Source organism: Eggerthella lenta DSM 2243 (assembly GCF_000024265.1).
Classification (GTDB): Bacteria; Actinomycetota; Coriobacteriia; order Coriobacteriales; family Eggerthellaceae; genus Eggerthella; species Eggerthella lenta.
The window spans coordinates 1,593,439-1,618,942 of record NC_013204.1 but is presented as its reverse complement, the minus strand read 5'-3'; the positions used below and the strand labels follow the sequence as shown (position 1 = coordinate 1,618,942).

Genomic DNA, 25,504 nt, shown 5'->3' with positions numbered 1-25,504 from the left:
CGCTACTTGCGCACCTTCACGCCCTGCACGTGCACCTCGACGCCGTCGAGCGGAACGCGAGCGTACTCGCTCAACGCGAACGTCACTTGGTCGACGAGGTTCTGCGACACCGTGTTGATGTTCGTGCCGTACTCGATGACGACGTACAGCTCCACGTGCACGCCGACCTCCGTAGTGGTGACCACCACGCCGCGGCGCAGGCGGGACGCGGGGAGGATCTTCGCGATGCCGTCGGCGGCGTTCGGGGCGGCCATGCCCACGACGCCGTAGCACTCGAGCGCTGCATTGCCGACCATGTCGGCCAGTACGTCATTGGCAACGTGGAGGTTGCCCGCTATCGTATCGTTCATGGCATTCCTTTCACGGCGCGGGGGTGCCGCGCACGACAAAAAACCTGCTAACGCAGTATAGCGCAAGGGCTTGCCGCTGTGCGGCGCGCCTGGTAGCAGGCGAAAGTATACTACACGAAAAATTCTTGTAACCCTTTTCGTTTATGTGCTATAGTGTGAGGGCTTTTTTGTCATCAACGGTTTTTGCCGATGAGTACCCAACGTACATGGAGTGATGAACGATGTCGAAGATTTGTGAAGTTTGCGGTAAGGCGCCGAGCGCAGGACGCAACGTCAGCCACTCGCACCGCGTGACGAACCGCTGGTTCCGTCCGAACATTCAGCGCGTGACCATCAAGGACAAAGAGGGTCACGTCCGCAAGGCCAACGTCTGCACGAAGTGCATGAAGGCCGGCAAGGTCGAGCGCGCATAGCACGTCCGCCGGCCGATGAGGCCGGCCAACAAGCCGACATTGAAAAGCCCGCTCGCGCGGGCTTTTTGTCGTTCTCTCGATGGGCGCGAGCAGGGCCCGCGCCGTATCCCCTACTCCAGGATGAGCAGCCTTCCGCACTGAGGGCACGGAGCCACGTTGCCCTGGCCCTTCATGTCGATGAGGCGGCCGCCCTCGATGGCCATGCGGCACACGCCGCAATTCGAGCCTTGCAAGCGTCCCACGGCCACGCCGCCCGTGCGCGCGGCCGTTTTCTTATAGGCGTCAAGCAGGTCGGCGGGCAACGAGGACGCCAGCATCGCTCGTTCGGCCTCGATGCGCGCGAGCGCGTCTTTGAGCGCGCCGCCTTCCTTCACGAACGCCGCCGTGGCCTCGGCCTCCTGGCGCTCCAAGCTCTCTAACGCCGATGCCACCTGCGCCTGCACGCCTTCGATCTTCGCCAGCTCGTCGCCGACGGCGGTCAGGTCGGCTTCCAGCGTGTTGCGGCGCTTCGCGAAGCCGTTGAGCTCCTTCGTGCGCGCCTCCACGCCGCGGTAGTCGCCGCGCACCGCGTCGATCTCGCTCTGCACCTGACGCTGCTTCTCGGAAAGCGAGCGATCCTCGTCGTCGATACGCGAAAGCTGCGCGTCGGCTTTCGCATGGAGCGCGTCGAGCTGGGCTCGCTTCTGCTCGATCGCCTTCTTCTTCGAGCGCGCTTCCAGGATGACGGCGCGCTGGGGAAGCTCTTCGAGCTTCTTCTTGTCGCGCATGGCTTCCAGGTCGAGATGCTGCATCTTCAGCAGCGTGGCAAGATCGTCGGTGTCTACGTGCATGCGCATCCTTTGTTCGAACGGAGCGCCGCCGCTGCGACGCTCCTTAGCATTATACCCGTACCGTTTCAGGGTACGACCAGTTATCTCCCTGATCGAGCACCGTCACCAGATCACCGGGAATTCCTGCGTTTTCCACCGCAGCAGCCAGCACGGCTGCGAGCGGCAGCTCGCTGGTGTCATGACCGAGATCGACGACGGCCAAGCCCGCCTGGGAGAGCTCGAGCGCATCATGGTACTTGATCTCGCCGCACACGAGGCAGTCCACCTGCGCCCGCAGACACGCGCGGCCCAGATCGCCGGCCGACCCCGTGCAGGTGACCACGCGGTCGAGCTCGCGAGGGAAGTCGCCCCATACGCGCGGCGCCCGGCCGAACACCGAGGTGCAGCGCGCGGCCAGCTGTCCCAGCGTGAGCCCGTCGTCCTCGCCGAGGGTGCACAGCTGACCGTAGCCCTTCTCGCGCGACCCGGGAATGGGATCGAGCACCTGCTGAAACGTCAGGCTCAGCATGCCGGGCAGCACGCGTTGCGCCCGCACGCTCACGTCGAGCGCCGTATGGTACGACAGGATGGATACGCCGCGCTCGACCGCGCGCCACACGCCCGCGCCCGGATTGGCCGCCACCGAGGAGGCCGGCATGAAGGAGGCGGGCGGCGCGAGGAACGCCGGATGATGAGTGACCAGCACGTTCGCACCCATGTTCGCAGCCGCCTCGATAGCTTCGACCGTCGGGTCGAGCGCGACGGCCACACCCGTGATCAGGCGCGCCGGATCGCCCACCGACATGCCGGTGCGATCCCACGGCTCGGCGTCGGCAGCCGGAAACTCGGCCAGCAGCGCGCGCTCGAGCGCGCCGGTGGTGACCGCCGTGACAGGCTTGGAAAGCAACCCCGACGCACGGCGCGCCAAACCTTCCCGACCCTTGGAATCCTTCTGGTTCTTCTTCGCTGCAACCATGGCGCGGCTCCTTCGCTCGTGTTCGAACTAGACTTTCGATCCCACGTTACTCGATAGCGATGGCCCGACGGTCGCCGTCGGCTGTCGGGACCGTTACCGTTCTATAACCCGCCTCGTACATAAGGCGATAGGCTTTCTCGATGTCGCGCGCGACGTTGGCGGGCACGTGCGCGTCGGTGCCCACCGTGCAGGGCACGCCGGCGCGGCAGAACGCGGCCAGCAGCGCCGGCGCGGGGAACATCTCCTTGCAGGCGTAGTAGGATCCCGACGTGTTCACCTCCACCATGCGTCCGGCCGCGGCGCACGCCTCGGCAGCCTGCTCGTACAACGGCTGCGGGTCGAAGCTGGGGTAGAACCCGAACTTCTTCGCCAGATCGGGATGCGACATCACGTGGAAGGGCGCGTCGGAGGACACGGCCTCGCACCACACTTCGAAGTAGCGCCGCCAGATAAGATCGGCGCCCACCTCGTCCCAGCGGCCGCGCTGGGCGGGGTCGTCGAAAGGCCAGCGGTCGACGAGATGCACCGAGCCCAAGATCAGCTGGAACGGCGCGACGTCCTCCGCCGTGATGACGCGGTCCTCGTCGTCTCCCAGCCAGTCCATCTCGCAGCCGACCAGCACCTCGATCTCGGGATGCGCCTCGCGCGCGGCCTCGACGGCGGCCAGGTACTCCCCCATCCGCTCGGCCGGCATCGACAGGTAGCGGTCGGGGTCGAACGTCGCGGTCATCGGATAGTGCTCGGTGACCGCGATGGTGGAGACGCCCGCCGCGACGGCGGCGGACACGAGCTCTTCCACCGTGCCCTCACCGTGGTTGGTGAAGCAGGTGTGGGTGTGCGTGGTGATCAATTCCATAGGCTCAGCGCTCCTCGACGCTCATCGACGCGACCAAGCTCGCGCGTCCTCGATCCTCAGTTCCAGTTCAGGCTCTTCTCCATGGCGACCGCGAAGGCTTCGACATCGGCTTCGTCGGTGTAGCGCCCCATCGAGATGCGCAGGGCGCCGTGCGCGCGGTCGGCGTCGATGCCGAGGGAACGCAGCACGTGGCTGGGTTCCAGCGAGTGCGACGAGCAGGCAGACCCGCCCGACACGCCGAAGCCCTGCATGTCGAAGCGAAGGATGAGCGTTTCGCTTTCCAAACCGTCCACCAGCACATGCACGATGTTCGGAAGGAAATCCTCGCTGCCCGGCGCAACGTCCACGGTGGCCTCCACCGCGTCGATGGCGCCCAGCCGCTCGTACAGCCTGTCGCGCAGAACCCGCAGGCGAGCCGCCTCCGCCTCCTGCATCGCGGTCGCCGCATGCACGGCTGCCGCGAACCCGACGATGCCGGCCACGTTCTGCGTGCCGCTGCGCCGGCCTCCTTCCTGGCCGCCGCCAATAGCGTAGGCATGAAACGGCGTGCGGGCGCGCAGATACAGCGCGCCGGCGCCTTTGGGGCCGCCCACCTTATGAGCCGAGAAGGACGCGGCGTCCACGTCGAGCTCCTGCAGGTTCACGCGAGCTTTCCCCAGCGCCTGCACGGCATCGGTGTGGAACAGCGCGGCATGATCGTGCGCGACACGGGCGAGATCGGCGATGGGCTGGATGCTGCCGACTTCGCTGTTGGCGGCCTGCACCGACACGAGCACCGTATCGGCGTCGAGCGCCGCCTCCAACGCGCGCTCCTCGATGAAGCCCTGACGGTTCGGGGCGAGCCGCGTGACGCGGAAACCCTGCGATTCCAGACGCTTCGCGGGCGCCAGCACAGCGTCGTGCTCGACCGCGGTGACCACGACGTGCGGGACGAAATCCCCTGCTCCGCGCCGACGGCGCTCGTCCGCGGCGGCCTGCGCGATGCCCAGCAGGGCCGCGTCGTCGGCCTCGGTGGCGCCGCTGGTGAACACGATCTCGTCGGGACGACGCGCGCCGAGGTCGCGCGCGATGGATCGGCGCGCTTCCTCGAGCGCGGCGAACGCGGCACGGCCGGGCCCGTGGAGCGAATTCGCGTTGCCGCCGACCGCGAGGTTCGCGCGGCCGGGCACCTGATAAGGGGCCATGGCCTCGGCGGCCTCCTCGCATAAGGGCGCCGTCGCGGCGTAGTCGAGGTACACGTAGTCGTTCGGCACGGACGCCATTGCGCTTACGCCTCCTTCGACACGGCCAGCGCCGCCAGGCGCGCCTCCTCGGCCGCCGCCTGCACCGCCGCGAGCGCGGCGGCAGGATCCTCGGCCGCGAAAACGGCGTTTCCGCACACGAGCACGTCGGCTCCGGCTGCGGCCACGATAGGAGCCGTGACCTCCCCGATGCCGCCGTCCACCTGGATGAGCGGAGAGGCGCCCACCGCACGCGCCATCTCGGTGATGCGCGTCACCTTAGCCTCGCTGCCCTCGATGTAGCTCTGCCCGGAGAATCCCGGCTCTACGCTCATGACCAGCACCATGTCCAGATCGGCAAGCACCGGCGCCAGCGCGCCGACCGCCGTGCGGGGCTTGACGCTGACGGCCGCCTTCGCCCCCGCCGCATGAATGGCCGCGACGGCGCGCGCCAGCCCGTCGGCGTCGAGCGCCTCGGCATGCACGGTCACCGAGTCCGCTCCTGCATCGAGGAACCAAGGCAGCTGCTCCAGCGGGTTCGCTATCATGAGATGCACGTCGAGCGGCAGGCTCGTGGCCTTCTTCAGCTGCTTGACGACGGGCACGCCCATCGTGAGGTTCGGCACGAAATGGCCGTCCATGACGTCGACGTGGACGTATCCTGCGCCCGCTTTCTCGATCAGCTCGATGTCGCGACCGAGATGCATGAAATCGGCCGACAGAATGGATGGCGCTATTTTCACCGGTTCGAACATGCTCGTGTCCTTCCTCATCGTCGTTGCGCCCATTCTAGCGCAAGGTCCGCTCCCGCCGCGACGTTGCCCCGAGCGATGGAGGAAAACAACGTATTTAAAGGTATTTGAATCCAATCCACTCAAGATTTCAGATGAAGCCCGTTTTGTTTTACAGTAAAATAATCAGCACGTTATCCAATCAATACGAAGGCGGGGCGAGCGAGCGAAATGACGTCGGAAAGCCTTTACGCTCACATGGACGCCGACTACTCCGAAGCGCTTCGCAGGATCGGCGGGAACGAGCGCATGGTGAAATACCTGCGCATCATGAGACGGGACCCTTCTTTCGACGATCTGTGCGAAGCCGTCGAAAACCAAGACTACCAAGCCGCCTTTCGCGCGGCGCACGCCATCAAAGGGGCATCGCTCAACTTAGGGCTGACAAAGCTTGCAGACTGCTCGTCCAAACTCACGGAAGCCTTGCGCTCGCAGGAGCCCAACGAAGCTATCGCGCCTTTGTTCAAGGAAACCAAGCAAGTTTATCAAGAGGCGATCGCCCGCATCGACGCCCTGCCGGACGACGCCGAGGAAAGATAGGGCCATGAAGGACCGCAACCTTGCTCTGATCGTGGACGATTCCGAACTGAACCGCTCCATGCTGGCCGACATCCTGTCCGACGAGTACGACATCATAGAAGCCGAAAACGGACTGGAGGCCATCTCGCAGTTTGAAAAGCACCAGTTCGATATCTCCCTCGTGCTGCTCGACATCGTGATGCCCGAAATGGATGGCTTCGAAGTGCTCGCCATCATGAGCAAGAACAAGTGGATCGAACGCGTCCCCGTCATCATCATCTCCGCGGAAAGCTCTTCCTCGTACATAGACAACGCCTACGACCTAGGCGCCACCGAATTCATCAGCCGACCCTTCGACCCCAAGACCGTGCAACGGCGCGCGTCGAACACCGTGATGCTGTACTCCAAGCAGAACATGCTGGAGAACATGGTGACCGAGCAGATGCTCGATAAGGAGAAGAGCAACCTTATCATGGTGGAGCTGCTGAGCCATATCGTCGAGTTCCGCAACGGCGAAAGCGGCATGCACGTGCTCAACATCCGCTCCATCACCAAGATGCTGCTCACCCAGCTGTGCCGCACGTCCGACCGCTACGCATCCATCCGATCGAAGATATCGCTGATCGCCAACGCCTCCTCCTTGCACGACATCGGCAAGATCTCGGTGCCCGAGCATATCCTGAACAATCCCGGTTCCCTCTCGGCCGACGAGTGGGTCGTCATGAAGGCCCACAGCATGGCAGGCGCCAACATCTTGGAGAGCACCCGCTACTACCCAGACGAGGAGCTGGTGCGGGTGGCGCGCGACATTTGCCGATGGCACCACGAGCGCTACGACGGAGGCGGATACCCCGACGCTCTGGTAGGAGAGCAGATCCCTATCGAGGCCCAGGTGGTTGCGCTGGCGGACGTGTACGACGCCTTGACCCACAAGCGGGTGTACAAAGAAGCCATCTCGCACGAAGAATCGATGCGCATGATCCTCTACGGCGAATGCGGGGCGTTCAATCCGCTGCTTTTGCAGTGCTTGGTGGACATCGCCCCTCAGCTGAAGAGCGAAATGGATATGAAATCGCTCGGCCGCATCACGAAGGAGGACATGCTCGACATCACGCGCAGCATGATGCAAACAGGCGACGTCTCCAACCGAACGCTGGCCCTTTTGGAACAAGAGCGAACAAAATACCAGTTCTTCGCCCATTTGTCTCAGGAAATTCAGTTCGAATACAACGTGAAAACCGACCTATTGATGCTGTCCGAATGGGGTGCGGAAATGTTGGGGCTGTCCAGCATCGTCCCGAACCCGCTCGGGCACGTGCGCCTTCACCAGATCATCATGCGGGAAGATTTGCTCAGCTTGCGCGACCTCATCCTTTCCGCGACCCCCGACAACCCCAACGTGAGCTCGAGCTACCTGCTCCACGTCAACAACCAAAAGCGTTGGCATAAGATCCTCGCGCGCCCTCTTTGGCTGGGAAACGACGAAGAGGCCCTGACCGGCTTCATCGGCAAATGCGTGGACGTGCATGAAGAGCAGCTGAAGCTCGACCGCCTTGTGCGCCAAGCGAGCACCGACCCGCTCACGGGCATGTTCCATCGGGAAGCCGCCCGGCAGGCCATCCTGCCGCAGCTCGAACGGCATGAGCACGACGAAAAGCGATTCGCGCTCATGCTGTTCGACTTGGATCAGTTCAAGACGGCTAACGACAGCTACGGTCACCTGTTCGGCGACAAAATCCTGAAGCAGATGGCTCTGCGCGTGCAGCGCAGCGTCCGCGAATCGGACGTCACCGCCCGCATCGGCGGAGACGAGTTCCTCGTCTTCATCGAATACGAGGACGACCCCTGCGCGGCTTGCAAGCGGGTTTTCGAATCGCTTGCAAGCTCGAGCGACGAATACCCCATGACCGTCAGCATGGGCGTCGCCCTGTTCCCCGCGCACGCGACCTGCTACGACGACTTGTTCCACCGCGCGGACCAGGCGCTCTACGCGGCCAAGCAGCTCGGACGGGACCGCTGCTGCTTCTACGAGGACTCGATGGCCGGGCTCCTGTCCGTGCTTTCGGAGATCTGCCGCCAGGATCAGGAGCCGGAACCGGAGCCGGAAAACCTTGAAGGATCCCGCAGATGACGAAGCGCATAGATGGGTCGTCTCTGGCGGAGGCCCCCGTCTGGCTCAAAGCGGTAAGCGGGCTGCTCTTGGCGATGCTGCTGGTCTCGGTTTTCGCCTTCGCGGGAACGTACAGCAACCTCAACCAGTCGATCAACGAGGAGCGCGTCGAGTCCGTGCAGCAGATCGGCAGCCTGATCTCGAAGAAGCTCAAGCTGCTCAAGCAAGGTCACGAGGAGGACGCCGAAATGTCGGCGCGTTTCCTCACGCACTCCGGCGCGATCACCATGGAGGAGGTGAAGAGCCTCCTCGGCGACTCGAACGAGACGTACCTGCTTGCCGAGGACGGGAGGTGCTTGTCGCTTGAAGGGCAGGCCATCGTCATATCGAGCACCATGCTCACCGAGAACATCCATACCTGGGAAGACGTGAAATCCGAGTTCTGCACCGTGCAAAGCAAAGGCGATTTCTGGGTGTTCGCGGCACCCGTCGAAGGCGTCGTCGTCGACGGCATGCCCATCGCAGGCCTTCTCAAGGTGGTGGATGCCCAGCAATACGCCGACGTGGCCATCCTCCCCATCTTCAACGGCCAGGGCGCATCGTATGTCGTGGACGAGAACGGCGTGATCCTGCTGAGGCCTTCGGATTCCCAAGCCAACAAGAGCTTCGAAAGCCACAACATCGTGCAGATCCTCGAAAAGGAGCACGTTGATCAAGCTGTGGTGGACACGCTGAGATCTTCCCTGAAAAACTGCACGGAAGCTCAATTCCTCATGAGCTTCCAAGGCGACACGTGGCTTCTGCAAAGCTTCCCCGACGGCGAGGGCCGCAACATCGTCATGGCCATCCCCGTTTCGAGAACCGCTCAAAAGACCTTCGAGGGCATGCAGAGCGTCATCGGGCTGGTTGCGGTCATCGTGCTGATAGTCGCGATGCTTTCGATCAGCTGGATGTACTACTTCGTAAGCAGGAACCAGAAAGTCAAGATAGAGAGCGCGCGCGTGAACCTGAAGAGCGACTTCTTGACCAAGATGTCGCATGACATACGCACGCCGCTCAACGCCATCATGGGATCCAACGAATTGGCCCTGCGTTCCATAGACGATTCAAAGACCCTGAAAAAACACCTGGAAACCTCGAGGAAATCCGGGGAGTACCTGCTCTCCATCATCAACGACATGCTGGATCTGAGCCGCATAGAAAGCGGAAAGATGACCATGGCGAACCGTCCGTTCGCACTGCCCGATCTTCTGGATTCCATCATCGTTTTGCAAAGCGGTCCTGCCGAGAAGAAGGGCGTGGTGCTCAAGGAGTCTTCGCGCCATCTTGTTCACGAGCGCTTCCTCGGCGACGACACCAGAATCAAGCAATGTTTGGTCAACCTGGTTTCGAACGCGGTGAAATTCACGCCCGAGCAAGGAACCGTCCTGGTTTCTTGCGAAGAGCTCGCACAGGAAGGGTCGGATTCGCGCATACGGTTCACCGTGAAGGACACCGGCATCGGCATGAGCGAGTCGTTCATGAAAAGGCTGTTCGAGCCGTTCGAGCAAGAGCAATCATCCCTCACCTCCACCCAGATCGGCAGCGGATTGGGGCTTCCCATCGTGCACAACCTGGTGAGCCTGATGGGCGGTACCGTGCACGTCGAAAGCGCACAGGACGCAGGCACTACCTTCGTGGTGGAGATACCGTTGAAGCCCCTCGACGAGCCATGCCGCCCCGCAGACGACCGCGATTCGGAAACCCCGAGACCGGACTACAGCGGCACGTGCATCCTGTTGGCGGAAGACAACGAGATGAACCGCGAGATCATCGTCGATCTGCTCTCCGATCTCGGCGTTGACGTGGAAACGGCATGCAACGGCGCCGAAGCGCTCGAAATGGTCGCCTCCTCCGAGCCCGGGCGCTACGCACTCGTGCTCATGGACATCCAGATGCCCGTCATGAACGGACTCGAAGCCGCATCCGCCATCAGGGCGTCGGGCCATCCCGACGCGGCGCGCCTTCCCATCATCGCGCTTTCGGCAGGCGCATTCGAAGAGGACGTGCAGCGTTCCCTGCACCATGGCATGCAGGATCATTTGTCCAAACCGATGAATCTCGACGACGTTCGCGACGTATTCCATCGCTTTATAGACCAACAGGAGGAACCGCAATGAAAACCCGGGCACGCACCTTTATAGCGGCTTTGACCGTCATGGCCACGATGGCGGGGCTGACCTCATGCGCGCACTCGCAACCGGAACCCGGCTACCCCATCTGCACGGAAAACGAGATCGTGACCTACGAGCCGACGGACACGACCAAAACCGTCATCACCATAGGTCGCTACACCATATTCAATTCGGAGCCGTTGCAAAAGGCTTTGAGCGAGCGCATACCCGAGGCGAGCTTCGCCTTCGTCGACGCCCCCGGCACCAACGACGTGAGGGCGTACGTCAAAGAGCAGGCTGAACGCAACGACCTACCCGATATGGTTTTCAGCGGCATGCGCGTGGGGTCGGGCGAATACGCGTACGATCTGTCCGCGGAAGGGTTCACGGGCCGCTACAACCTTTCGGCGCTTGAAAAGCTGAGCGTTGACGGAGCTTTGCGGCAACTGCCCATCAACAGCTCCGTCAAAGGCATTTTCTACAACAAAACGCTTTTCGAGGAGCACGGCTGGGAAATCCCGACAACCCTTGATGAGTTCTACGACCTTTGCGATGCCATCACAGCCGAAGGCATCCGTCCCTTCGTCCCTTGCCTGAAATATTCCGTGCAAGACGTTGGTTTGGGTCTGACCAGCCGAGAAGTGTTCGGCACGTCGGAAAAGCGCGCCCGGTACGATGACGTGGTCAACAAAGAGGCTTCCTGCGAAGGACTGCTTGAACCGTACTACGAGACGCTCAAGCAGCTGTACGATCGAGGGATCGTGGTGGAAAGCGATTTCACGTCGAGCCTTACCCAAAACCGTCAGGCCATGTATGCCGGAGAGATTGCGATGATCCCCAGCGATCTGTCGATGTACAGTCTGTACGAGCAGGAAAAACCCGGTTGCGAGATCGACTTCATAGGGTTTCCGACCGACACGCCCAACGAGCGATGGATGCAGATGTCTCTGGGCGTGAACATGATGGCCTCCCAAAAGTCCATGGAAGACCCGCAGAAGAAGCGCATCCTGCTTGACGCGCTGGACTTCCTGAGCTCGGACGAGGGGCAGGCCGTCCTGTTCGAGTGCTTCAGCGGCATAAGCAACGTCAAATCGTACCAACAGAACATTCGACCCGAGTTCTGGGACGTGAAGAACTGCCTTGACGCAGGCTCCATTTACTTCGCCGACAGAGTCGGTATGACGTCCGATTTCGAAACCGCATTCGAATGGATGCGCGGCAACATGACCATGCAGGAAATCATAAAGGCGACCGACGACTTCGCACCCTGCAATCTGTACGAATCGATGGAGACCCCCGTCATCGGAAAAGCGGCCGAGGATTTCACCGTGCTGGAGACCAGCAACCTTATAGCGGACGCCATGCGCGACGCCTCCGGTGCCGACGTAGCGCTGCTGATCAACAACTACTATTACAAAGGGAATTCCGGAAAGCTCTATCAAGGGGACATCTCCCTGGCCGACCGCTTCAACCTGCGCAGCGTCACGACCGACGATGTCCTGACGACATACGAGATCAGCGGAACGGATCTGAAAAAGCTCATGGAGCATCCGAAGATCGGCGGCGAAGAGATCAACGCGACGTACGCGCTCTCGGGTCTCAAGATGGAATACACGCCCTGGCGCGCCGCCGACCAGAACGTGCTGAGCCTGACGTTGCCCGACGGGACCGAGATCTCCGACGACGCGCAGTACACGGTGGCCGCCTGGGCCGGGTCGATCGACGAGTCGTACATCGGATCCGTCTTGGAAGCGCATGCGGACGCGGGGACGAACGTCGATTTGATGACCGCGTACTTGGGCCGCGTTGGCGAGGTTTCCCCTGCAAAAGATGGGCGTATCACGCTGATCTGGGACTGAACCGGCCAAAGAGCGACTCGCTTCACCAATGTGCAAGGCCTGCTCCCGCCGCGACGTTGCCCCGAGCGATGGAGGAAAACAACATGATGACGGCGAGGGGCCGACCGCCTCCCCGCGATGCGGCGCGCTGCATTATAATGGGATTCCCCTCTGGAAGAAGGCTCCATGGCTGCACGCGTTGGCACGCATTACGCATATCGGACGCCGCACGGCCTCGTCACCATCGCCACGAGCGATCGCGGCGTCACCCGGGTCGTCTTCGGCGACGCACCGCTTCCGGGCGAGCGACGCCCGAGCGAGCTGGCGAACCGCACGGCCACCGAGCTGCTGGAGTACTTCGCCGGAAAAAGACGCGCGTTCGACGTGCCCTTGGCACCCGCAGGCACCCCGTTCCAGCTGGCCGTGTGGCGCGAGCTGGAACGCATCCCTTACGGGGAGACGCTCACCACCGCCGACGTCGCCGCCCTTCTGGACAAGCCGTCGTCGTACCGCGCGGTGGGCAACGCCGTGCACAAGAACCCGCTGGCGGTGCTCGTGCCCGATCACCGCATCGTGGGAGCGGGCGGCGCGCCCCTCGGCGCGAACGCACGGCTGCGCGGCGCGCTGTTGGCCTTGGAGCGCGCGAGCGCGGGCGAAGGCAGCTGACCTCTCCCCCGCTTCCCGCTTCCCGACCTATACCCGAAAGGCGCTTGCCGCATGAACGTCTACGTCTCCAACATCCTGTTCGCCGCGCTCTCGTTTCCGCTGATCGCCTTCTTCATCACCCTTCCCTACATGATCTACCAGTACCGCAGGTTCGGCTCTATACCCTGGCTGCGCACGCTTGTGGTGTACTCGTTCGCGTTCTACCTCTTATGCGCGTACTTCCTCGTGCTGCTGCCGTTGCCCGAAGACCGCTCGGCCGTCGTGCCCTACGCGCAGACGCCGCAGCTCGTGCCGCTCAACTTCGTGCGCGGGTTCCTGGCCGAAACGACGTTCTCGCTGAGCGATCCGTCCACCTGGCTGGCCGCGCTGCGCGACCCGTACGTCTACGAGGCGTTCTTCAACGTGCTGCTGCTGGTGCCGCTGGGCATGTACCTGCGCTACTATTTCCGCCGCACGTGGTGGCAGACGCTCGCCATCGGTTTTCTGGTGACGCTGTCGTTCGAGACGACCCAGCTCACCGGGCTCTGGGGCCTCTACGAGCATCCGTACCGCCTGTTCGACGTCGACGACCTCATGCTGAACACGCTGGGAGCGATGATCGGATTCTGGACGGTTGGGCCCGCGATGCGCGTGCTGCCCGACATCCGGCTCGTGAACGAGGAGGCGCGCGAGGCGGGCATGCGCGCCAGCGTGACGAAGCGCGCGCTGTCGTTCTTCATCGATCTGGCGATCACCCTGGCTGCGGCCGGGGCGGCGACGGCCGCAGCCGAAGCGCTGGGCGCTCGCGCAGCCGTCGAGGCCGCCGGCGCGAGCTGGGGCACGGCGGTGCAGGCCGCGGACGCGGTATCGTTCGCAGCGTTCTTCGCGCTGGTTCCCGCACTCACCCGCGGGCAGACGCTGGCGCAGAAGCTGCTGAGGCTGCGCATCGTGAGGACGGACGCGATCCCGGCGCGCTGGTACCAGTACCTCGCACGTTACGGGCTGTTGGCGTTGTTCGGCTGGGCGCCGTTCGCGCTGCTGTTCGGCGTGCTGGACCTCGACGCGGCACAGGTCGGCGAGATGAACGCCCTCGCGGCGTTCGCCGCCGAACACCGGGCGGCCGTCGTGGGGGCGTGGACGGCCTTCATGACGGCCTGGGCCGTGTCGCTGGCCGTGCGCGCCGTGCGAGCCGGCGCGAGGAAGCGGTCGTTCGTCATGCTGAACGGCGTGCTGTCGGGAACGCGCGTCATGACGGAGGCCGGCGTGGAGCTGGCGCGCGAGCGCCGCGGCGTGCTCGACGTCGACGAGATGGCCGCGCTCGAGCGTGCCGTGGCCGAGGACGGCACGCCCCTTGCCGAGCTCATGGACCGGGCGGGGCGTGCCGTGGCCGACGAGGTGCGCGCCTGGGTGCCCGACCCGGCGCCGGTCGTGGTGCTTTCAGGATCGGGCAACAACGGCGGCGACGGGTGGGTGGCGGCCCGCGTGCTGGCGGAGGCCGGCTACCCCGTGACGCTGGTCGCCCCCGACCTGGCCGAGCGCCTGCATGCCGAACCGGCGCGTTCCGCGGCGCTGGAAACGTTCGCCCGAGCCGCCGAGGACGGCCTTCCGCTGTCCGTGCTCATCGCGCCCGACGCCGACGTGCTGGCCGATGCCGTCGACGAAGCCGAGGCCGTGGTGGACGCGCTGCTGGGCACCGGTTTCTCCGGCGGCGAGGTACGCGAGCCGTACGCCGGATGGATACGGGCCGCCAACCGCCGGCGCTTCGAGGGGAAGCGCGGCAAGGGCCGCGGGCGGCATCGCAAGCGCACGCACGAGCGAGGCGAGCACGAACGGCCGCGGCGCTCGCTGCCTGCGAAAGCCAAGGACGCCCCGTTCGCCGTGGCGGCAGACGTCCCCAGCGGCCTCTCGGCGCAAACCGGAGCCGCGGCGCGGCCGACGTTCGCCGCCGATGCTACCGTGACGATGCTCGCCTACAAGCCGGGCCTCGTCGCCTCCGCGGGCGCCCCATGGGTCGGCGCCGTGAAGCTGGCGAAGCTCGGCGTGGACGCATCGAAGTACTTGGAAGCCGAAGAGCGGGCGTAAAAAAGCCTCCCTTGGGTTGGGGGGACCCGAGGGAGGCTATGCAGTGCGCACAGAGGAGAAGGGGGAAGGTGCGCATGCTCACGGCCCGTCGAAGGTTTGAGAGAGTGAGAGAGAGGGGGGGGGTTCACACGAGAGACGAGACGACGGGCACTCGGATAGATTGTCAAAGCCGCCCTTTCGGTTGGCAAGGACTAGAGTACCCGCGCTGTGGCCGTGCGACAATACGCTCGCGCGTTCGGTGAACCCCCGGTCAACGCCTTGTTGCCTCGGTGTGGATTGACGCGCTAGAGCCCGTAGAACTCGGTGGTGAGCGGACGGCTGGTGAGGGTCTTGGCCACATCGTGAGGGTCGGCGCCCTCCCAGGCGATGCTGCGCACGACGTCGGTGATGGGAAGCTCCACGTCGTAGCAGTCCGCCAGGGTCTTGAGCGTCTTGCACGCGAGCGCCCCTTCGGCGACCATGTGCGTCTGCGCGGCGAACTCCTCGAGCGTGCCGCCTTCGGCCAGAAGCTTGCCGAAACGACGGTTGCGCGAATGCTCGGAGGTGCACGTGGCCACGAGGTCGCCCGTGCCGGCCAGCCCCATGCAGGTGATGGCCTGCCCGCCGCAGCGCACGACGAGGCGGCTCATCTCGGCCAAGCCGCGCGTCATGAGCATGGCAGCCGTGTTGTCGCCGTACCCCAGGCCGTAGGACACGCCCACGGCGATGGCTATTACGTTCTTGAACGCCGCGCACAGCTCCACGCCGCACACGTCGTCGCTGACGTAGGTGCGGAACGTCTCGGACGCGAACAGCTGCTGGAAGAACGCCGCAGTCTCCTCGTTGGAGCTGGCGATGACGGTGCCCGACGGGATGCCCCGGATAACCTCCGCGGCGAAATTCGGCCCCGACAGCACGGCCAGGCGGCTCGCGTTGCCCATCTCGGCCTCGAACACCTCCACGGGCAGCAGGCCGCTTCCCTCCTCGACGCCCTTCGAGCAGATGATCACCGGGAAATCGTCGTCCACCGCCTCGGCCAGCACGCCGGCCACGTCGCGCATGACGCTCGACGGCGTCACGATGACGGCGGCCTGCGCGCCCGCCAAGGCCTCCTCGTAGGAGGTCGTGGCCACGATGCGCGGGGAAAGCTCCACCTCGCTCAGGTAGCGCGGGTTCGCATGCGAGGCGTTGACGGCCTCCACCACCTCGGGCTTGCGGGCCCATAGCCCCACCTCGTTGCCGTTGCATGCCAGCAGCTGCGCGAGTGCCGTCCCCCACGACCCCGCCCCGATAACCGCGATCTTCATGTGAGCTCCCTACGCTTCCTTCTTCTTGCCCTTGTCGCCGATCCTGCTTTCGGTGCCGGCTCGCAGACGCTTGATGTTCTCGCGGTGCGCCCAGACCACGGTCAGGCCGGCGACGGTACAGAACAGCCAGGCCAGCCAATCGCCCCAGAAGAAGTACAGCGCGAAGAACGGGCAGGCCGCAGCCGCCGCGATGGAGCCGACGGACACGCGCTTCGTCGCCACGACGAGCACGATGAAGATGAGCAGCTCGAGGCAGGCGCCGATCCAGCCGAACGTCACGAACAGGCAGCCCACGGCCACCGCGATCCCCTTGCCGCCCTTGAAGCCAAGCCACGGACAGAAGATATGGCCCCACACGCAGCCGAGGAACGCCACGGCCAGCATGGTGTCGTACGTGACGAGCGCGCCGGGCTCAAGGCCGCCGCCCGGCAGGAACTGCATGCTGAACGCCCAAGCCAATACGCCCGACAGCAGGCCCTTGCCGAAGTCCAGCACGAACACGGCGTAGCCGCCCACCTTGCCCATCGTGCGGATAGCGTTGGTGGTGCCGATGTTGCCGCTGCCGTGCTCGCGCAGGTCGGTATGGTAGAACACCTTCGAGATGATCAGCCCGAAGGGAATGGATCCCAACAGGAACGCGGCGACGAACAGGCCGGCCGCAACCAGCAAATCCCCCATGACCCCTAATCCTTCTTCTTGAACTTGATCCTGATGGGCGTGCCCACGAGCTCGAAGTTCTCGCGCAAGCGGTTCTCGAGGTAGCGCTCGAAGTTGTCGTCCACGAGGTCCGGGCGGTTCGCGAAGAACGTGAACTGCGGCGGACACGTAGCCGTCTGCGTGACGTACTTCATGCGCAGCACCGCCTTGCCCTTGCTCACCGTGTGTCCGAACTCTCGGATGCCTGCAAGCCACGTGTTCAGGCGGTTCGTGGGGATGGTCTGACTGTAGTTCTCATAGGCCGCGTTCACGGCGTCCCAGATGCGATCGACCTTCTTGCCCGTGAGCGCCGAGATGGCGATGACCGGAGCATAGCCTACGAACGTGAGACGGTCGGCGATGCGCTCGCGGATCTCGGCCTTCGCCTCAGGCCCCTCGATGAGATCCCATTTGTTCAGCACGATGACCATGGCGCAGCCGCGCTCGGCCGCGAAACCGGCGACGCGTTGATCCTGATCGGTGAGGCCCAGCGTGGAGTCTATGACCAGCAGCGCAACGTTGGCGCGGTCGATGGCTCGCATGGCGCGCACGAAGCCGTAGTACTCCACGTCCTCGTCGATCTGGCTCTTGCGGCGCAGGCCCGCGGTATCCACGATGGTGTAGCGCTGGCCGTCGTGGACGATATGGGTGTCGATGGCGTCGCGCGTGGTGCCCGCCACGTCGGAGACGATGGAGCGGTCGTTGGCGGTGAGCTTGTTCGTGAGCGACGACTTGCCGGCGTTCGGGCGGCCGATGATGGCCACGTTGATGCCGTCTTCCTCGTCGGCGTCGGCGGGCAGGTCCACCTTCTTCAGCTCGTTCACGACCTCGTCCAAGAGGTCGCCCGTCCCGTGGCCGTGCATGGCCGAGACCGGCCACGGATCGCCCAGGCCTAGCTGGTAGAACTCCCACACCTCGTCCATACGGTTCGGGGTGTCCAGCTTGTTCACCACGAGGAACACGGGCTTGGACGTCTTGCGCAGGATGCGCGCAACGGCCTCGTCGTCGGCGTTGACCCCGGTCTTGCCGTCCACGAGGAACAGGATGACGTCCGCCTCGTTCGCGCCGGCCAGCGCTTGATTGCGGATGGAGCCCTGGAAGGCGTCGTCGTCGCCCATCTCGATGCCGCCGGTGTCGATGAGCTTGAAGTCGACGCCGTTCCAGTCGGCCTCATGGTAGGAGCGGTCGCGCGTGACGCCGCGCATCTCGTGGACGATGGCCTCGTCGGCCTGGGCTATGCGGTTGACGAAGGTGGACTTGCCGACGTTCGGCCGTCCGACCACCGCGACGATGGGTAAAGGCATATTGCTACCTCGCAGATTGCTTCGATTGGTGCGGTCAGGAGGTCGGATCGGTTCGTCCGACCAGGTGGATGATCTCGAGGAGATAATCCGATGCGTTACAGGATACCACGGACATGCGCGCGCCCGCCCGCTTTTCCATATCCTCCAAACTCATGTCATCGAGCGTTACCGCGTCGTCGTTGAACACGACGCGCGGGATGAGCGCCAGCTGCAAGCCGCGCTCGCGCTCGGCACGCACGGCATCGGCCATGTCGCAGCCGCATAGAAGCCCCGTCACGTCCACGTTGCCGCCGAAGAACTCGTTCTTCACGAACAGCGGGATCAGCAGCCCCTTGAGCGGGCTCGCATCGATGAGCGGGCCCAGGAAGTGGCGCGTCGCGCAGCCGGCCACGTAGTGGACGCGCGCGTCGGCGGCGCGCAGAGCCGCGGCGCAACGCTCGACGAGCCCCGCGCGCTCTGCCCTTTTCCAGTCGTCAACGAACGAGCGGATGATGCCCACGCCGTCCTCGAACATGCCGAAGTCACCGTAGTGCTCCGACGGCGGCAGGTTCCGCAACAGCTCGGGGCCGTAGGCGTTATGGTAGAACTCGTCGGCCGGGAAGGCCCACATGCTGCCGCGCTCGGCCAGAGCGCGCCGTTGGAACGCAATGACGAGGTCCATCACCGCGCGCGACGACACGGGGTCGTTGAAGCTGCGGTCGAAGACGCTCTGGTGCTTCGTGAATCCCAGCGGCACGATGCACACGTCGAGAATGCCGGGGCGCGCGTACGCCCAGGCAAGCGTGTCTTCCAGCACGGCGCCGTCGTTCTGGTCGGGCACGAGCACGATCTGGGCGTGGAACTCGATGCCCGCTTCCAGCAGCCGCTCCAGCACGTCGATGCCGTGCTGCGCGTGCTTGCCGATCATGCGTCGGCGCACCTCCGGATCCGCCACGTGCAGCGACAGGCGCAGAGGCGATATGCGCTGCTCGACGATGCGCCGTTCGTCTTCGGGCTTCAGGTTGGTGAACGTGACGAAGGTGCCCGCGAGAAAGCTCAGGCGAAAATCGTCGTCGCGTAAGGTGAGCGAGGAGCGCATATCGTCGGGCAGCTGGCGCATGAAGCAGAACGTGCAGGCGTTGCGGCATTGCCTCACGCCGTCGAACACGACGCCTTCGAACTCGAAGCCCCAGTCCTCGCCCTCCTCGCGCTCCAGTTCCACGACGCCCTCGTCGCCGTCGAGATCGACGTAGCCCAGATCCATGACGTCGTCGGCCGCAAGCCAGCGCCAGTCGATGAGGTCGCGCACGGGCCTGCCGTCCACCGTGGTCACGTAGCATCCAGGCTCGAACCCCGCATCGTCGGCCGGGCTGTCGGGCGCGACGGCGATCACGAGAGCCCGCGGCGCCTCGCGCAGCGCGCCGCAGCCGCCGCGCTGCCTGGCCGCCGCCTCGCGATCGATATCGCCCGACGGGTACACCGGCGGCATCGGACGCGCTCCGGCATCCGCGCTCACAGCGCCTCCAGACGCTCCACGATGGCGGCTATCTGGTCTTCGGGAGTGGAGGCTCCGGCGGTGACGCCGACGCTCTCGCAGCCGACGAACCAGGAGGGATCCAGCTCCTCGGGCGCCTCCACGTGGTGGGTGCGCGGGCACGCGGCGGCGCAGATGTCGGCCAGGCGCGTGGTGTTCGACGAGTTGCGGCCGCCGATGACCACGATGGCGTCCACCTCGTCAGCGAGCGCCGCGGCCGATTCCTGGCGCTGGCGCGTAGCGAAGCAGATGGTGTTCTTCACCTCGGGCCGGATGCCGCGCGCGGCGAGCGCCTCGACCACCGCGTCCAGCGCCTCGCGGGTTTGCGTCGTCTGCACGACGATGCCCACCGGCGCCTCGATGCTCGCAGACAGGTCGCCCGGGGCGGCGACCACGAACACCTCGCCCCCCGCTTCGCGCGCGTAGGCCACAAGGCCTTCCACCTCGGGATGGCCCTCCTCCCCCACCACCACGACGCAGCCGCAGCGGCGTGCGAGATCGGCGGCGGCCTTCTGTGCGCGGGCGACGTGCGGGCACGTGGCGTCGATGAGGGGCAGCTCGCGTTCTTCAACCGCGCGGCGCACCGCGGGGGTCACGCCGTGACTGCGGATGATCACCGAGCCGCGCTCGACGTTCTCGGGGCCGTCGACCGCGCGGATGCCGCGCGCCGCCAGTTCGGCCACCACCTGCGGATTGTGGATGAGCGGGCCCAACGTGGATGCGCCCTCGCCGCTGGCGCTGGCCTCGACGGCCATGTCGAGCGCGCGCTGCACGCCGTAGCACGCCCCGGCGTAGCTTGCCTTCACCACTCTCATGCGACCTCCTGAACCTTCGCCGCCTTCGCGGCCTTCGCGGCCGCCTTGGCCTCGATGCCGGCGACGACCTCGGCCGTCGTATGATGCGGGACGGGGTGCTCGGCGAACACGGCCGTGAAGTCCTTGCCGCCGGGGAACAGCGCCGGCATGTCCACCTGCTCGCGCGGCACATTCAGCGACAGCGCGAAGCACTCGCGCATGGCGTACCACGAGCAGCCGTCCAAGCGGTCTTCCTTCGGCAGGAAGTCGAAGTCTTCGACGAGGACGGGGTCGCCGTACTCGATGGTGATCTTCGGGAAACGGAAGCGCTCGCCCTTGTGCTTCACGTGCTCGGCGTTGCGCACGGTCATGGGAAGGATGGGCGCGTGCCCCATCTTCGCGATGAACGCGGCTCCCGAGTGCAGCTCGGGCGTGCGATCGCTTTTGCCGCGACGGGTTCCCTCGGGCATGATCCCCACGATCTCGTTGCTCTTCAGCATGCGCGTGGCGCGCTTGATGGCGGTGCGGTCGGCCGCGTCGCGCTTGATGGGAAACGCGCCCACGCGCGACAGCACCTGGCCCACCAGGCCGTGCGCGTTGCCGAACAGGTTCTCGCGCCCGAGGAAGCGCACCCACTGCGAGGGCCGTCCGGCCAGGTACATAAACGCCACGTCGAGGAACGACGTATGGTTGCCGACGACCACCACCCCGGTCTTGTCCTTGAAACCGCGCAAACTCTCGCGGTGGTCGACCCGGTAGCGGAAGCAGATCTTGAACACGAAAGCCAAGAAGCCCCAGATGAGGTTGCCGGCCCAGTGCGGCACCTGCTTCTCGTCGGACGTGCCGCCCAGCGGCATATCCCACATCTTCTCGTACGGGAGGAACAGGCTCATCGACAGGAACCCTCCTGGTCGTTCATAAGGTCAGCGAGGGTTTCCGCGGATCGGGTGCTGGTGGAAGCCGCAGCATCGGCTCTTTCCCTTGCTCGTAGAGCAAGGGAGCAAATGTCCTCGATGACCTCTTCGATGTAGCGGCCGGTGGAATCCAGGCGCACGGCATCGTCGGCCGGGCGCAAAGGCGAGGTGGCGCGCGAGGAGTCCTGATCGTCGCGACGGCGGATGTCGGTGAGCACCTCGTCGTAGTCGACGGAGCCCACGCCGCGGTCGACGTTCTGGCGCACGCGGCGATGCGCGCGCTCCTCAGCCGATGCGGTGAGGAACACCTTCACCGGAGCCTCGGGGAACACGGTGGTGCCGATGTCGCGGCCCTCCACCACGTAGTCGCCCGCGCGGCCGATGCGCTGCTGCTGCTCAACGAGCGCCGCGCGCACGGAGGGCGCGGCCGACACGGGGCTCACGGCGCGGTCGATCTCGGCCGTGCGGATGGCATCGGTCACGTCGATGCCGCCGATGGAAACGCGGCGAGGAACCGGCTCGCCCTCCTCGTGCGCGAAGGCGATGTCGTGGGCGCGCGCGAGGCGGCCGAGCGCTTCGTCGTCGTCGAAGGGAACCCCGTCCTGCAACGCCCGCCAGGCGACGGCGCGGTACATCGCGCCCGTGTCGAGGCAGGAGAAGCCCAGCTCGCGGGCGACGGCCTTCGCGACCGTGGACTTGCCGGCCCCGCTGGGGCCATCGATGGCAATGATCATCGTGCCAACCTTTCGATATCGGTGAGGAACTGCGGATAGCTGATTTTCACGGAGTCGAAGTTCTCCACTTCGACGGGAGCGTTGCCGCACAGGCCGGCGAGCGCCCAGGTCATGGCCAGACGGTGGTCGTTCTTCGAGTCGAATGCGGCGCCGACGGGCACTTGCAAGCCCGGCTGGCCTTCCACGAACAGGTCGTTGCCGTCGATCCACGCGTCCACACCGAGAGTCTCAAGCCCCTCCACGATGGCGGCCAGGCGGTCGGTCTCTTTCACGCGCAACTCGCTGACCTCGCGGAACACGGTGACGCCGCGCGCGTGAGCCGCCACGACCGCCAACACCGGCACTTCGTCGACGATGGTGGCGATCTTGTCGGCCGGCACCTCGCACCCATGCAGGTTCGGCGTGTAGCACGCCGAAACGATGCCGTAGGGCTCCTTGCCCGCCGCTCCCGTGTGACGCACGCTGATATCGGCGCCCATGCGCTCGAGCGTGCGCGTAAACCCGATGCGCGCGGTGTTCAAGCTGACGTTCTCCACCTGGATGGAGCTGTCGGGCTTCAACACGGCAGCGCAGACGAGGAACGCCGCCGAAGACGGATCGCCCGGCACCTGCACCTCGCAGGCCCGAAGCGCAGCGGGACCCGTCACGCTGGCCGTGCGGTCGGCCGCTGTGGTGGTCACGCCGAATTCGGGCAGCATGAGCTCGGTATGGTTGCGCGAGGGCGAGGGCTCGTTGAGCGTCGTCGTGCCCCGCGCATACACGCCGGCCAGCAGCACCGCGGTTTTGAGCTGGGCCGACGCCATGGGGGCGTCGTAGGTTATCGCGCGCAGGCCCTCGGAGCCGCACACCGTGAGCGGCAGCGTCTCGCGCCCTTCGGGCTCGAAGCGCGCGCCCATCTTCATGAGCGGCGCGGTGATGCGGCGCATGGGACGGCGCTGCAGCGAGTCGTCGCCCGTCAGCTCCACGCGCACGTTCCACGGCGCCAGCACGCCCATGAGCAGGCGCACCGTGGTGCCGGAGTTGCCGCAGTCGATGGGAGCCTCGGGCTGCGAGGGGCCGGCGGCGCCCCACCCCGTGACGCCTCCCGCCAAGCTGCCGTCGGGCTGCTTCTCGAGCGACACCTGCGCGCCCAGCTGGCCTACGGCCCTGATGGACGAGCGCACGTCCTCGGAGTCGAGCACGCCCGAAAGCCGCGAGGTGCCCTCGGCCATGGCGGCGAACAGCACGGCGCGGTGCGATATGGACTTGTCGCCCGGGACCGAGGCCGAGCCGCGCAGGGGCGCCGGCAGCGGGTTGACGACGGTGGCGTTTGCTTCATGCGACATGGGTATGCTCCTTTGCCGTCAAGGGACTGAACGATACTGAGAATCCTGCGTTGATGAGCTGGGCGGACAGCTGGCCGATATCGCCCTCGTCGGTGAGCACGAGGCTGAGCACGGCGCTGTCCTCCGTGACGTGGTCGATCTCGATGGATTGGATGTTGCACCCCACCGAGCTGGTGACGGTGGTCACCTCGGCCACGACGCCCGGACGGTCCTCCATGGGGATGCGCACTTCCAGCAGACGCTCCGTCGAGGGCACCCAGGCGGCCGGCAGCGCGCGGCGCGCGGCCGCCGCGTCGGCCAAAAGCGCAGTGAGCGACGCGCGGTCGTCGGATGCCAGCGCGTCGGCGAACGCGCCGATGATGCCCTGGATCTCGTCGAGCCCGTCGGACAGCGCGTCCTTGTTGTCGAAGGCGATGCCGCACCACAGCTCGGGCGAACCGGCCGCGATGCGCGTGGAGTCCTTGAAGCCTCCGGCGGCCAGGCGCATGAGCGCCTGCTGGTCGTCGGCGTGGCGGCTGGCCAGCTGCACGAGCGAGGACGCCATAATATGCGGCACGTGGCTGACCACGGCCACCGCCTCGTCGTGGTCCTCGCGCGGCAGCGCGATGACGCGCGCGCCGATGGAGGTGACCAGCTCGTGCAGGCGCGGGAAGTGCTCGGCGGGCGTGTCGGCGTCGGGACAGAGGATCCAGTGCGCGCCCTTGAACAGGTCGGGTCGCGCGCCTTCGATGCCGTTCACCTCCGAGCCGGCCATGGGATGCCCGGGCACGAAGTTCTCGGGATGCGGCAGGACGCGCTCGGCCAAAGCCGTGATGCGCGCTTTCGTGGAGGCGGTGTCGGTGACGATGCCGCGATAGCCCCACCGCGCGAGGTCTTCGAAGTAGCGCTCCGCCGCGCCGACGGGCGTAGCGAGCACCACGAGGTCGCAGCCGTCGCCGACGAAGCGTTCGAACGCAGGGTCGTCGGGCAGCGCGCCGTCCGTGGCCCAGCCGCGCTCGACGGCTTCGGCCAGCGTGCGTTCGTCGATGTCGACAGCCAGCACCCGCGTGTCGGGATACGCCGCGCGCACAGCGGCGGCGAACGAGGCGCCCACCAGTCCGAAACCTACCACCGCTATACGGCGAAACGCCTGATCAGGTTGCGTTGTATGCTGGTGTGCCATGAAACGGGAGCGCCTTTCTAGCATAGGGGTTCATTCCGTGTTCCGCAGGCTCCCGCTGCGCGGTCTCCTGCGGGTTTCATTCTAGCATTATTCGGCACGTCCGATGGCCTGGTGGAGCGCCGCCACTTCTTCGGCATCGAGCGCGCGCCACGCCCCGCGCGGCAGATCGCCCAGCTCGAGCGGGCCGAACGAATCGCGATGAAGCGCCAGCACCGGATGGCCGACGGCGGCCAGCATGCGCTTCACCTGGCGCTTACGGCCCTCGCGGATGCCCAAGCGCACGATGGAGCGTCGCGTCGCGCGCCCTTCGCACACGGCCGCATACTCCTTCGAGGAGCGCGGCGGCACGGCGGCGGGGATCTCCAGCAGACGCTCGGCATGGCGAGCCGCCCCGCCCTCCACCACGCGCACGTCGGCTGGCTGCGTCGGGCCGTCGTCCAGCTCGATGCCGCGCCGCAGAAGCGCCAGATCGCGCTCGGTCGGACGACCCTCGACGCAGGCCAGGTAGCGCTTCGTCACATGATGCTTCGGATGCAGCAGGCCGTTGCCCAGCTCGCCGTCGGTGGAGAACAGCAGCAGGCCCGTGGTGTCGAAGTCCAGCCGCCCGATGGGGAACAGCCCCGGATAGCGTTCGGTCGGCACGAGCTCGGCCACGGTACGCCGTCCCTGCGGATCGGACATGGTGGTGACGAACCCGGCCGGCTTGTGCAGCATGATGGTGACGGGCCCGTCGGCCAGGCGCACGACCGCGCCGTCCACCGCTACCTCGTCCACGAGCGGATCCACCTTGCTTCCCAGCTCGGTCACCACCTTGCCGTTCACGGTCACGCGCCCCGCCGTCATAAGGTTCTCCGACCCCCGCCGGCTAGCCGCCCCCGCCCGAGCAAGGAACTTCTGCAACCGCATGGGAACGACACGATCCCCACATTCCCCCATGTCGCTCACCTCCTGCCTCCGATCTTCGGAAACCCGTCGTTCGAGACGACGACGCAAGACGCACGGCGCTCGGCGCCG

The 25,504-nt window shown here is 65.5% G+C and carries 23 protein-coding genes; 7 read left to right on the top strand and 16 right to left on the bottom strand.

Going from position 1 to position 25,504, the window contains the following annotated elements; translation table 11 throughout:
- Positions 1-2 precede the first annotated feature (2 nt).
- On the bottom strand, positions 3-350 hold the full coding sequence (locus tag ELEN_RS06760) for an Asp23/Gls24 family envelope stress response protein (RefSeq protein ID WP_009304519.1): 348 nt from the start codon (positions 348-350) through the stop codon (positions 3-5).
- Between the two features lie 221 nt (positions 351-571).
- Here ELEN_RS06760 and rpmB point away from each other — a divergent pair, with 221 nt between their 5' ends.
- Positions 572-763, top strand: coding sequence for a 50S ribosomal protein L28 (rpmB, locus tag ELEN_RS06755; RefSeq protein WP_009304520.1), 192 nt, complete (start codon positions 572-574; stop codon positions 761-763).
- A 110-nt stretch (positions 764-873) separates the two neighbouring features.
- Here the strand turns inward: rpmB and ELEN_RS06750 are convergent, their stop codons facing one another.
- Genes ELEN_RS06750 through rpe form a run of 5 tightly spaced genes read right to left on the bottom strand, consistent with a single transcriptional unit; the run spans position 874 to position 5,379 of the window.
- On the bottom strand, positions 874-1,593 hold the full coding sequence (locus ELEN_RS06750; RefSeq protein WP_009608302.1) for a zinc ribbon domain-containing protein: 720 nt from the start codon (positions 1,591-1,593) through the stop codon (positions 874-876).
- A gap of 49 nt (positions 1,594-1,642) precedes the next feature.
- On the bottom strand, positions 1,643-2,548 hold the full coding sequence (locus ELEN_RS06745) for a Nif3-like dinuclear metal center hexameric protein (RefSeq protein WP_009304522.1): 906 nt from the start codon (positions 2,546-2,548) through the stop codon (positions 1,643-1,645).
- Between the two features lie 46 nt (positions 2,549-2,594).
- Positions 2,595-3,404 (bottom strand): histidinol-phosphatase HisJ family protein, encoded by an 810-nt coding sequence (locus ELEN_RS06740; protein WP_009304523.1) that lies wholly within the window; start codon positions 3,402-3,404, stop codon positions 2,595-2,597.
- A 56-nt stretch (positions 3,405-3,460) separates the two neighbouring features.
- Entirely contained in the window at positions 3,461-4,666 is a 1,206-nt protein-coding gene (locus ELEN_RS06735) for a cysteine desulfurase family protein (RefSeq protein ID WP_009304524.1), read from the bottom strand.
- Between the two features lie 5 nt (positions 4,667-4,671).
- Positions 4,672-5,379: a ribulose-phosphate 3-epimerase gene (gene rpe, locus ELEN_RS06730; protein WP_009304525.1), complete on the bottom strand. Its 708-nt coding sequence runs from the start codon at positions 5,377-5,379 to the stop codon at positions 4,672-4,674.
- A 234-nt stretch (positions 5,380-5,613) separates the two neighbouring features.
- Here rpe and ELEN_RS06725 point away from each other — a divergent pair, with 234 nt between their 5' ends.
- From ELEN_RS06725 to ELEN_RS06700, 6 genes are all read left to right on the top strand, one after another.
- Positions 5,614-5,955 carry an Hpt domain-containing protein gene (locus ELEN_RS06725; protein ID WP_227110112.1) on the top strand — a complete coding sequence of 114 codons (342 nt, stop codon included), beginning with the start codon at positions 5,614-5,616 and terminating at the stop codon, positions 5,953-5,955.
- A 4-nt stretch (positions 5,956-5,959) separates the two neighbouring features.
- Positions 5,960-8,065 carry a GGDEF/HDGYP domain-containing response regulator gene (locus ELEN_RS06720; protein ID WP_015760539.1) on the top strand — a complete coding sequence of 702 codons (2,106 nt, stop codon included), beginning with the start codon at positions 5,960-5,962 and terminating at the stop codon, positions 8,063-8,065.
- A complete protein-coding gene (locus ELEN_RS06715) occupies positions 8,062-10,203 on the top strand; it encodes a hybrid sensor histidine kinase/response regulator (protein WP_015760538.1) in 2,142 nt (713 codons plus the stop codon). The genes ELEN_RS06720 and ELEN_RS06715 overlap by 4 nt, the downstream gene beginning before the upstream one ends.
- On the top strand, positions 10,200-12,056 hold the full coding sequence (locus ELEN_RS06710; protein ID WP_015760537.1) for an extracellular solute-binding protein: 1,857 nt from the start codon (positions 10,200-10,202) through the stop codon (positions 12,054-12,056). Before ELEN_RS06715 ends, ELEN_RS06710 begins: the two co-directional genes overlap by 4 nt.
- 165 nt (positions 12,057-12,221) lie before the next feature.
- Positions 12,222-12,701 carry a methylated-DNA--[protein]-cysteine S-methyltransferase gene (locus ELEN_RS06705; protein ID WP_009304530.1) on the top strand — a complete coding sequence of 160 codons (480 nt, stop codon included), beginning with the start codon at positions 12,222-12,224 and terminating at the stop codon, positions 12,699-12,701.
- Between the two features lie 51 nt (positions 12,702-12,752).
- Positions 12,753-14,762 carry an NAD(P)H-hydrate epimerase gene (locus tag ELEN_RS06700; protein WP_015760536.1) on the top strand — a complete coding sequence of 670 codons (2,010 nt, stop codon included), beginning with the start codon at positions 12,753-12,755 and terminating at the stop codon, positions 14,760-14,762.
- Between the two features lie 284 nt (positions 14,763-15,046).
- Here the strand turns inward: ELEN_RS06700 and ELEN_RS06695 are convergent, their stop codons facing one another.
- From ELEN_RS06695 to ELEN_RS06650, 10 genes are all read right to left on the bottom strand, one after another.
- Positions 15,047-16,048: an NAD(P)H-dependent glycerol-3-phosphate dehydrogenase gene (locus tag ELEN_RS06695; protein WP_015760535.1), complete on the bottom strand. Its 1,002-nt coding sequence runs from the start codon at positions 16,046-16,048 to the stop codon at positions 15,047-15,049.
- A gap of 9 nt (positions 16,049-16,057) precedes the next feature.
- Positions 16,058-16,726: a glycerol-3-phosphate 1-O-acyltransferase PlsY gene (gene plsY / locus ELEN_RS06690; RefSeq protein ID WP_009304534.1), complete on the bottom strand. Its 669-nt coding sequence runs from the start codon at positions 16,724-16,726 to the stop codon at positions 16,058-16,060.
- 5 nt (positions 16,727-16,731) lie between these two features.
- Complete coding sequence (gene der / locus ELEN_RS06685; protein ID WP_009304535.1) at positions 16,732-18,048, bottom strand: ribosome biogenesis GTPase Der; 1,317 nt, start codon at positions 18,046-18,048, stop codon at positions 16,732-16,734.
- Between the two features lie 34 nt (positions 18,049-18,082).
- Positions 18,083-19,516, bottom strand: a complete 1,434-nt coding sequence (locus ELEN_RS06680; protein WP_015760534.1) for a DUF512 domain-containing protein — start codon at positions 19,514-19,516, stop codon at positions 18,083-18,085.
- Positions 19,517-19,539: 23 nt separating this feature from the next.
- Complete coding sequence (gene ispH, locus ELEN_RS06675) at positions 19,540-20,376, bottom strand: 4-hydroxy-3-methylbut-2-enyl diphosphate reductase (RefSeq protein WP_015760533.1); 837 nt, start codon at positions 20,374-20,376, stop codon at positions 19,540-19,542.
- Positions 20,373-21,248 carry a lysophospholipid acyltransferase family protein gene (locus ELEN_RS06670; RefSeq protein ID WP_015760532.1) on the bottom strand — a complete coding sequence of 292 codons (876 nt, stop codon included), beginning with the start codon at positions 21,246-21,248 and terminating at the stop codon, positions 20,373-20,375. The genes ispH and ELEN_RS06670 overlap by 4 nt, the downstream gene beginning before the upstream one ends.
- A complete protein-coding gene (gene cmk, locus ELEN_RS06665; protein ID WP_015760531.1) occupies positions 21,245-22,003 on the bottom strand; it encodes a (d)CMP kinase in 759 nt (252 codons plus the stop codon). Before cmk ends, ELEN_RS06670 begins: the two co-directional genes overlap by 4 nt.
- Positions 22,000-23,328: a 3-phosphoshikimate 1-carboxyvinyltransferase gene (aroA, locus tag ELEN_RS06660; RefSeq protein ID WP_015760530.1), complete on the bottom strand. Its 1,329-nt coding sequence runs from the start codon at positions 23,326-23,328 to the stop codon at positions 22,000-22,002. Before aroA ends, cmk begins: the two co-directional genes overlap by 4 nt.
- Positions 23,318-24,490, bottom strand: coding sequence for a prephenate dehydrogenase/arogenate dehydrogenase family protein (locus ELEN_RS06655; protein ID WP_015760529.1), 1,173 nt, complete (start codon positions 24,488-24,490; stop codon positions 23,318-23,320). Before ELEN_RS06655 ends, aroA begins: the two co-directional genes overlap by 11 nt.
- An 87-nt stretch (positions 24,491-24,577) precedes the next feature.
- Positions 24,578-25,426, bottom strand: a complete 849-nt coding sequence (locus ELEN_RS06650) for a pseudouridine synthase (protein WP_015760528.1) — start codon at positions 25,424-25,426, stop codon at positions 24,578-24,580.
- Between the last annotated feature and the right edge of the window lie 78 nt (positions 25,427-25,504).

Coding starts and splice junctions, on each gene's coding strand:
- ELEN_RS06760 (WP_009304519.1), bottom strand. CDS start 350: ATGAACGATACGATAGCGGGCAACCTCCACGTTGCCAATGACGTACTG.
- rpmB (WP_009304520.1), top strand. CDS start 572: ATGTCGAAGATTTGTGAAGTTTGCGGTAAGGCGCCGAGCGCAGGACGC.
- ELEN_RS06750 (WP_009608302.1), bottom strand. CDS start 1,593: ATGCACGTAGACACCGACGATCTTGCCACGCTGCTGAAGATGCAGCAT.
- ELEN_RS06745 (WP_009304522.1), bottom strand. CDS start 2,548: ATGGTTGCAGCGAAGAAGAACCAGAAGGATTCCAAGGGTCGGGAAGGT.
- ELEN_RS06740 (WP_009304523.1), bottom strand. CDS start 3,404: ATGGAATTGATCACCACGCACACCCACACCTGCTTCACCAACCACGGT.
- ELEN_RS06735 (WP_009304524.1), bottom strand. CDS start 4,666: ATGGCGTCCGTGCCGAACGACTACGTGTACCTCGACTACGCCGCGACG.
- rpe (WP_009304525.1), bottom strand. CDS start 5,379: ATGTTCGAACCGGTGAAAATAGCGCCATCCATTCTGTCGGCCGATTTC.
- ELEN_RS06725 (WP_227110112.1), top strand. CDS start 5,614: ATGGACGCCGACTACTCCGAAGCGCTTCGCAGGATCGGCGGGAACGAG.
- ELEN_RS06720 (WP_015760539.1), top strand. CDS start 5,960: ATGAAGGACCGCAACCTTGCTCTGATCGTGGACGATTCCGAACTGAAC.
- ELEN_RS06715 (WP_015760538.1), top strand. CDS start 8,062: ATGACGAAGCGCATAGATGGGTCGTCTCTGGCGGAGGCCCCCGTCTGG.
- ELEN_RS06710 (WP_015760537.1), top strand. CDS start 10,200: ATGAAAACCCGGGCACGCACCTTTATAGCGGCTTTGACCGTCATGGCC.
- ELEN_RS06705 (WP_009304530.1), top strand. CDS start 12,222: ATGGCTGCACGCGTTGGCACGCATTACGCATATCGGACGCCGCACGGC.
- ELEN_RS06700 (WP_015760536.1), top strand. CDS start 12,753: ATGAACGTCTACGTCTCCAACATCCTGTTCGCCGCGCTCTCGTTTCCG.
- ELEN_RS06695 (WP_015760535.1), bottom strand. CDS start 16,048: ATGAAGATCGCGGTTATCGGGGCGGGGTCGTGGGGGACGGCACTCGCG.
- plsY (WP_009304534.1), bottom strand. CDS start 16,726: ATGGGGGATTTGCTGGTTGCGGCCGGCCTGTTCGTCGCCGCGTTCCTG.
- der (WP_009304535.1), bottom strand. CDS start 18,048: ATGCCTTTACCCATCGTCGCGGTGGTCGGACGGCCGAACGTCGGCAAG.
- ELEN_RS06680 (WP_015760534.1), bottom strand. CDS start 19,516: ATGCCGCCGGTGTACCCGTCGGGCGATATCGATCGCGAGGCGGCGGCC.
- ispH (WP_015760533.1), bottom strand. CDS start 20,376: ATGAGAGTGGTGAAGGCAAGCTACGCCGGGGCGTGCTACGGCGTGCAG.
- ELEN_RS06670 (WP_015760532.1), bottom strand. CDS start 21,248: ATGAGCCTGTTCCTCCCGTACGAGAAGATGTGGGATATGCCGCTGGGC.
- cmk (WP_015760531.1), bottom strand. CDS start 22,003: ATGATCATTGCCATCGATGGCCCCAGCGGGGCCGGCAAGTCCACGGTC.
- aroA (WP_015760530.1), bottom strand. CDS start 23,328: ATGTCGCATGAAGCAAACGCCACCGTCGTCAACCCGCTGCCGGCGCCC.
- ELEN_RS06655 (WP_015760529.1), bottom strand. CDS start 24,490: ATGGCACACCAGCATACAACGCAACCTGATCAGGCGTTTCGCCGTATA.
- ELEN_RS06650 (WP_015760528.1), bottom strand. CDS start 25,426: ATGGGGGAATGTGGGGATCGTGTCGTTCCCATGCGGTTGCAGAAGTTC.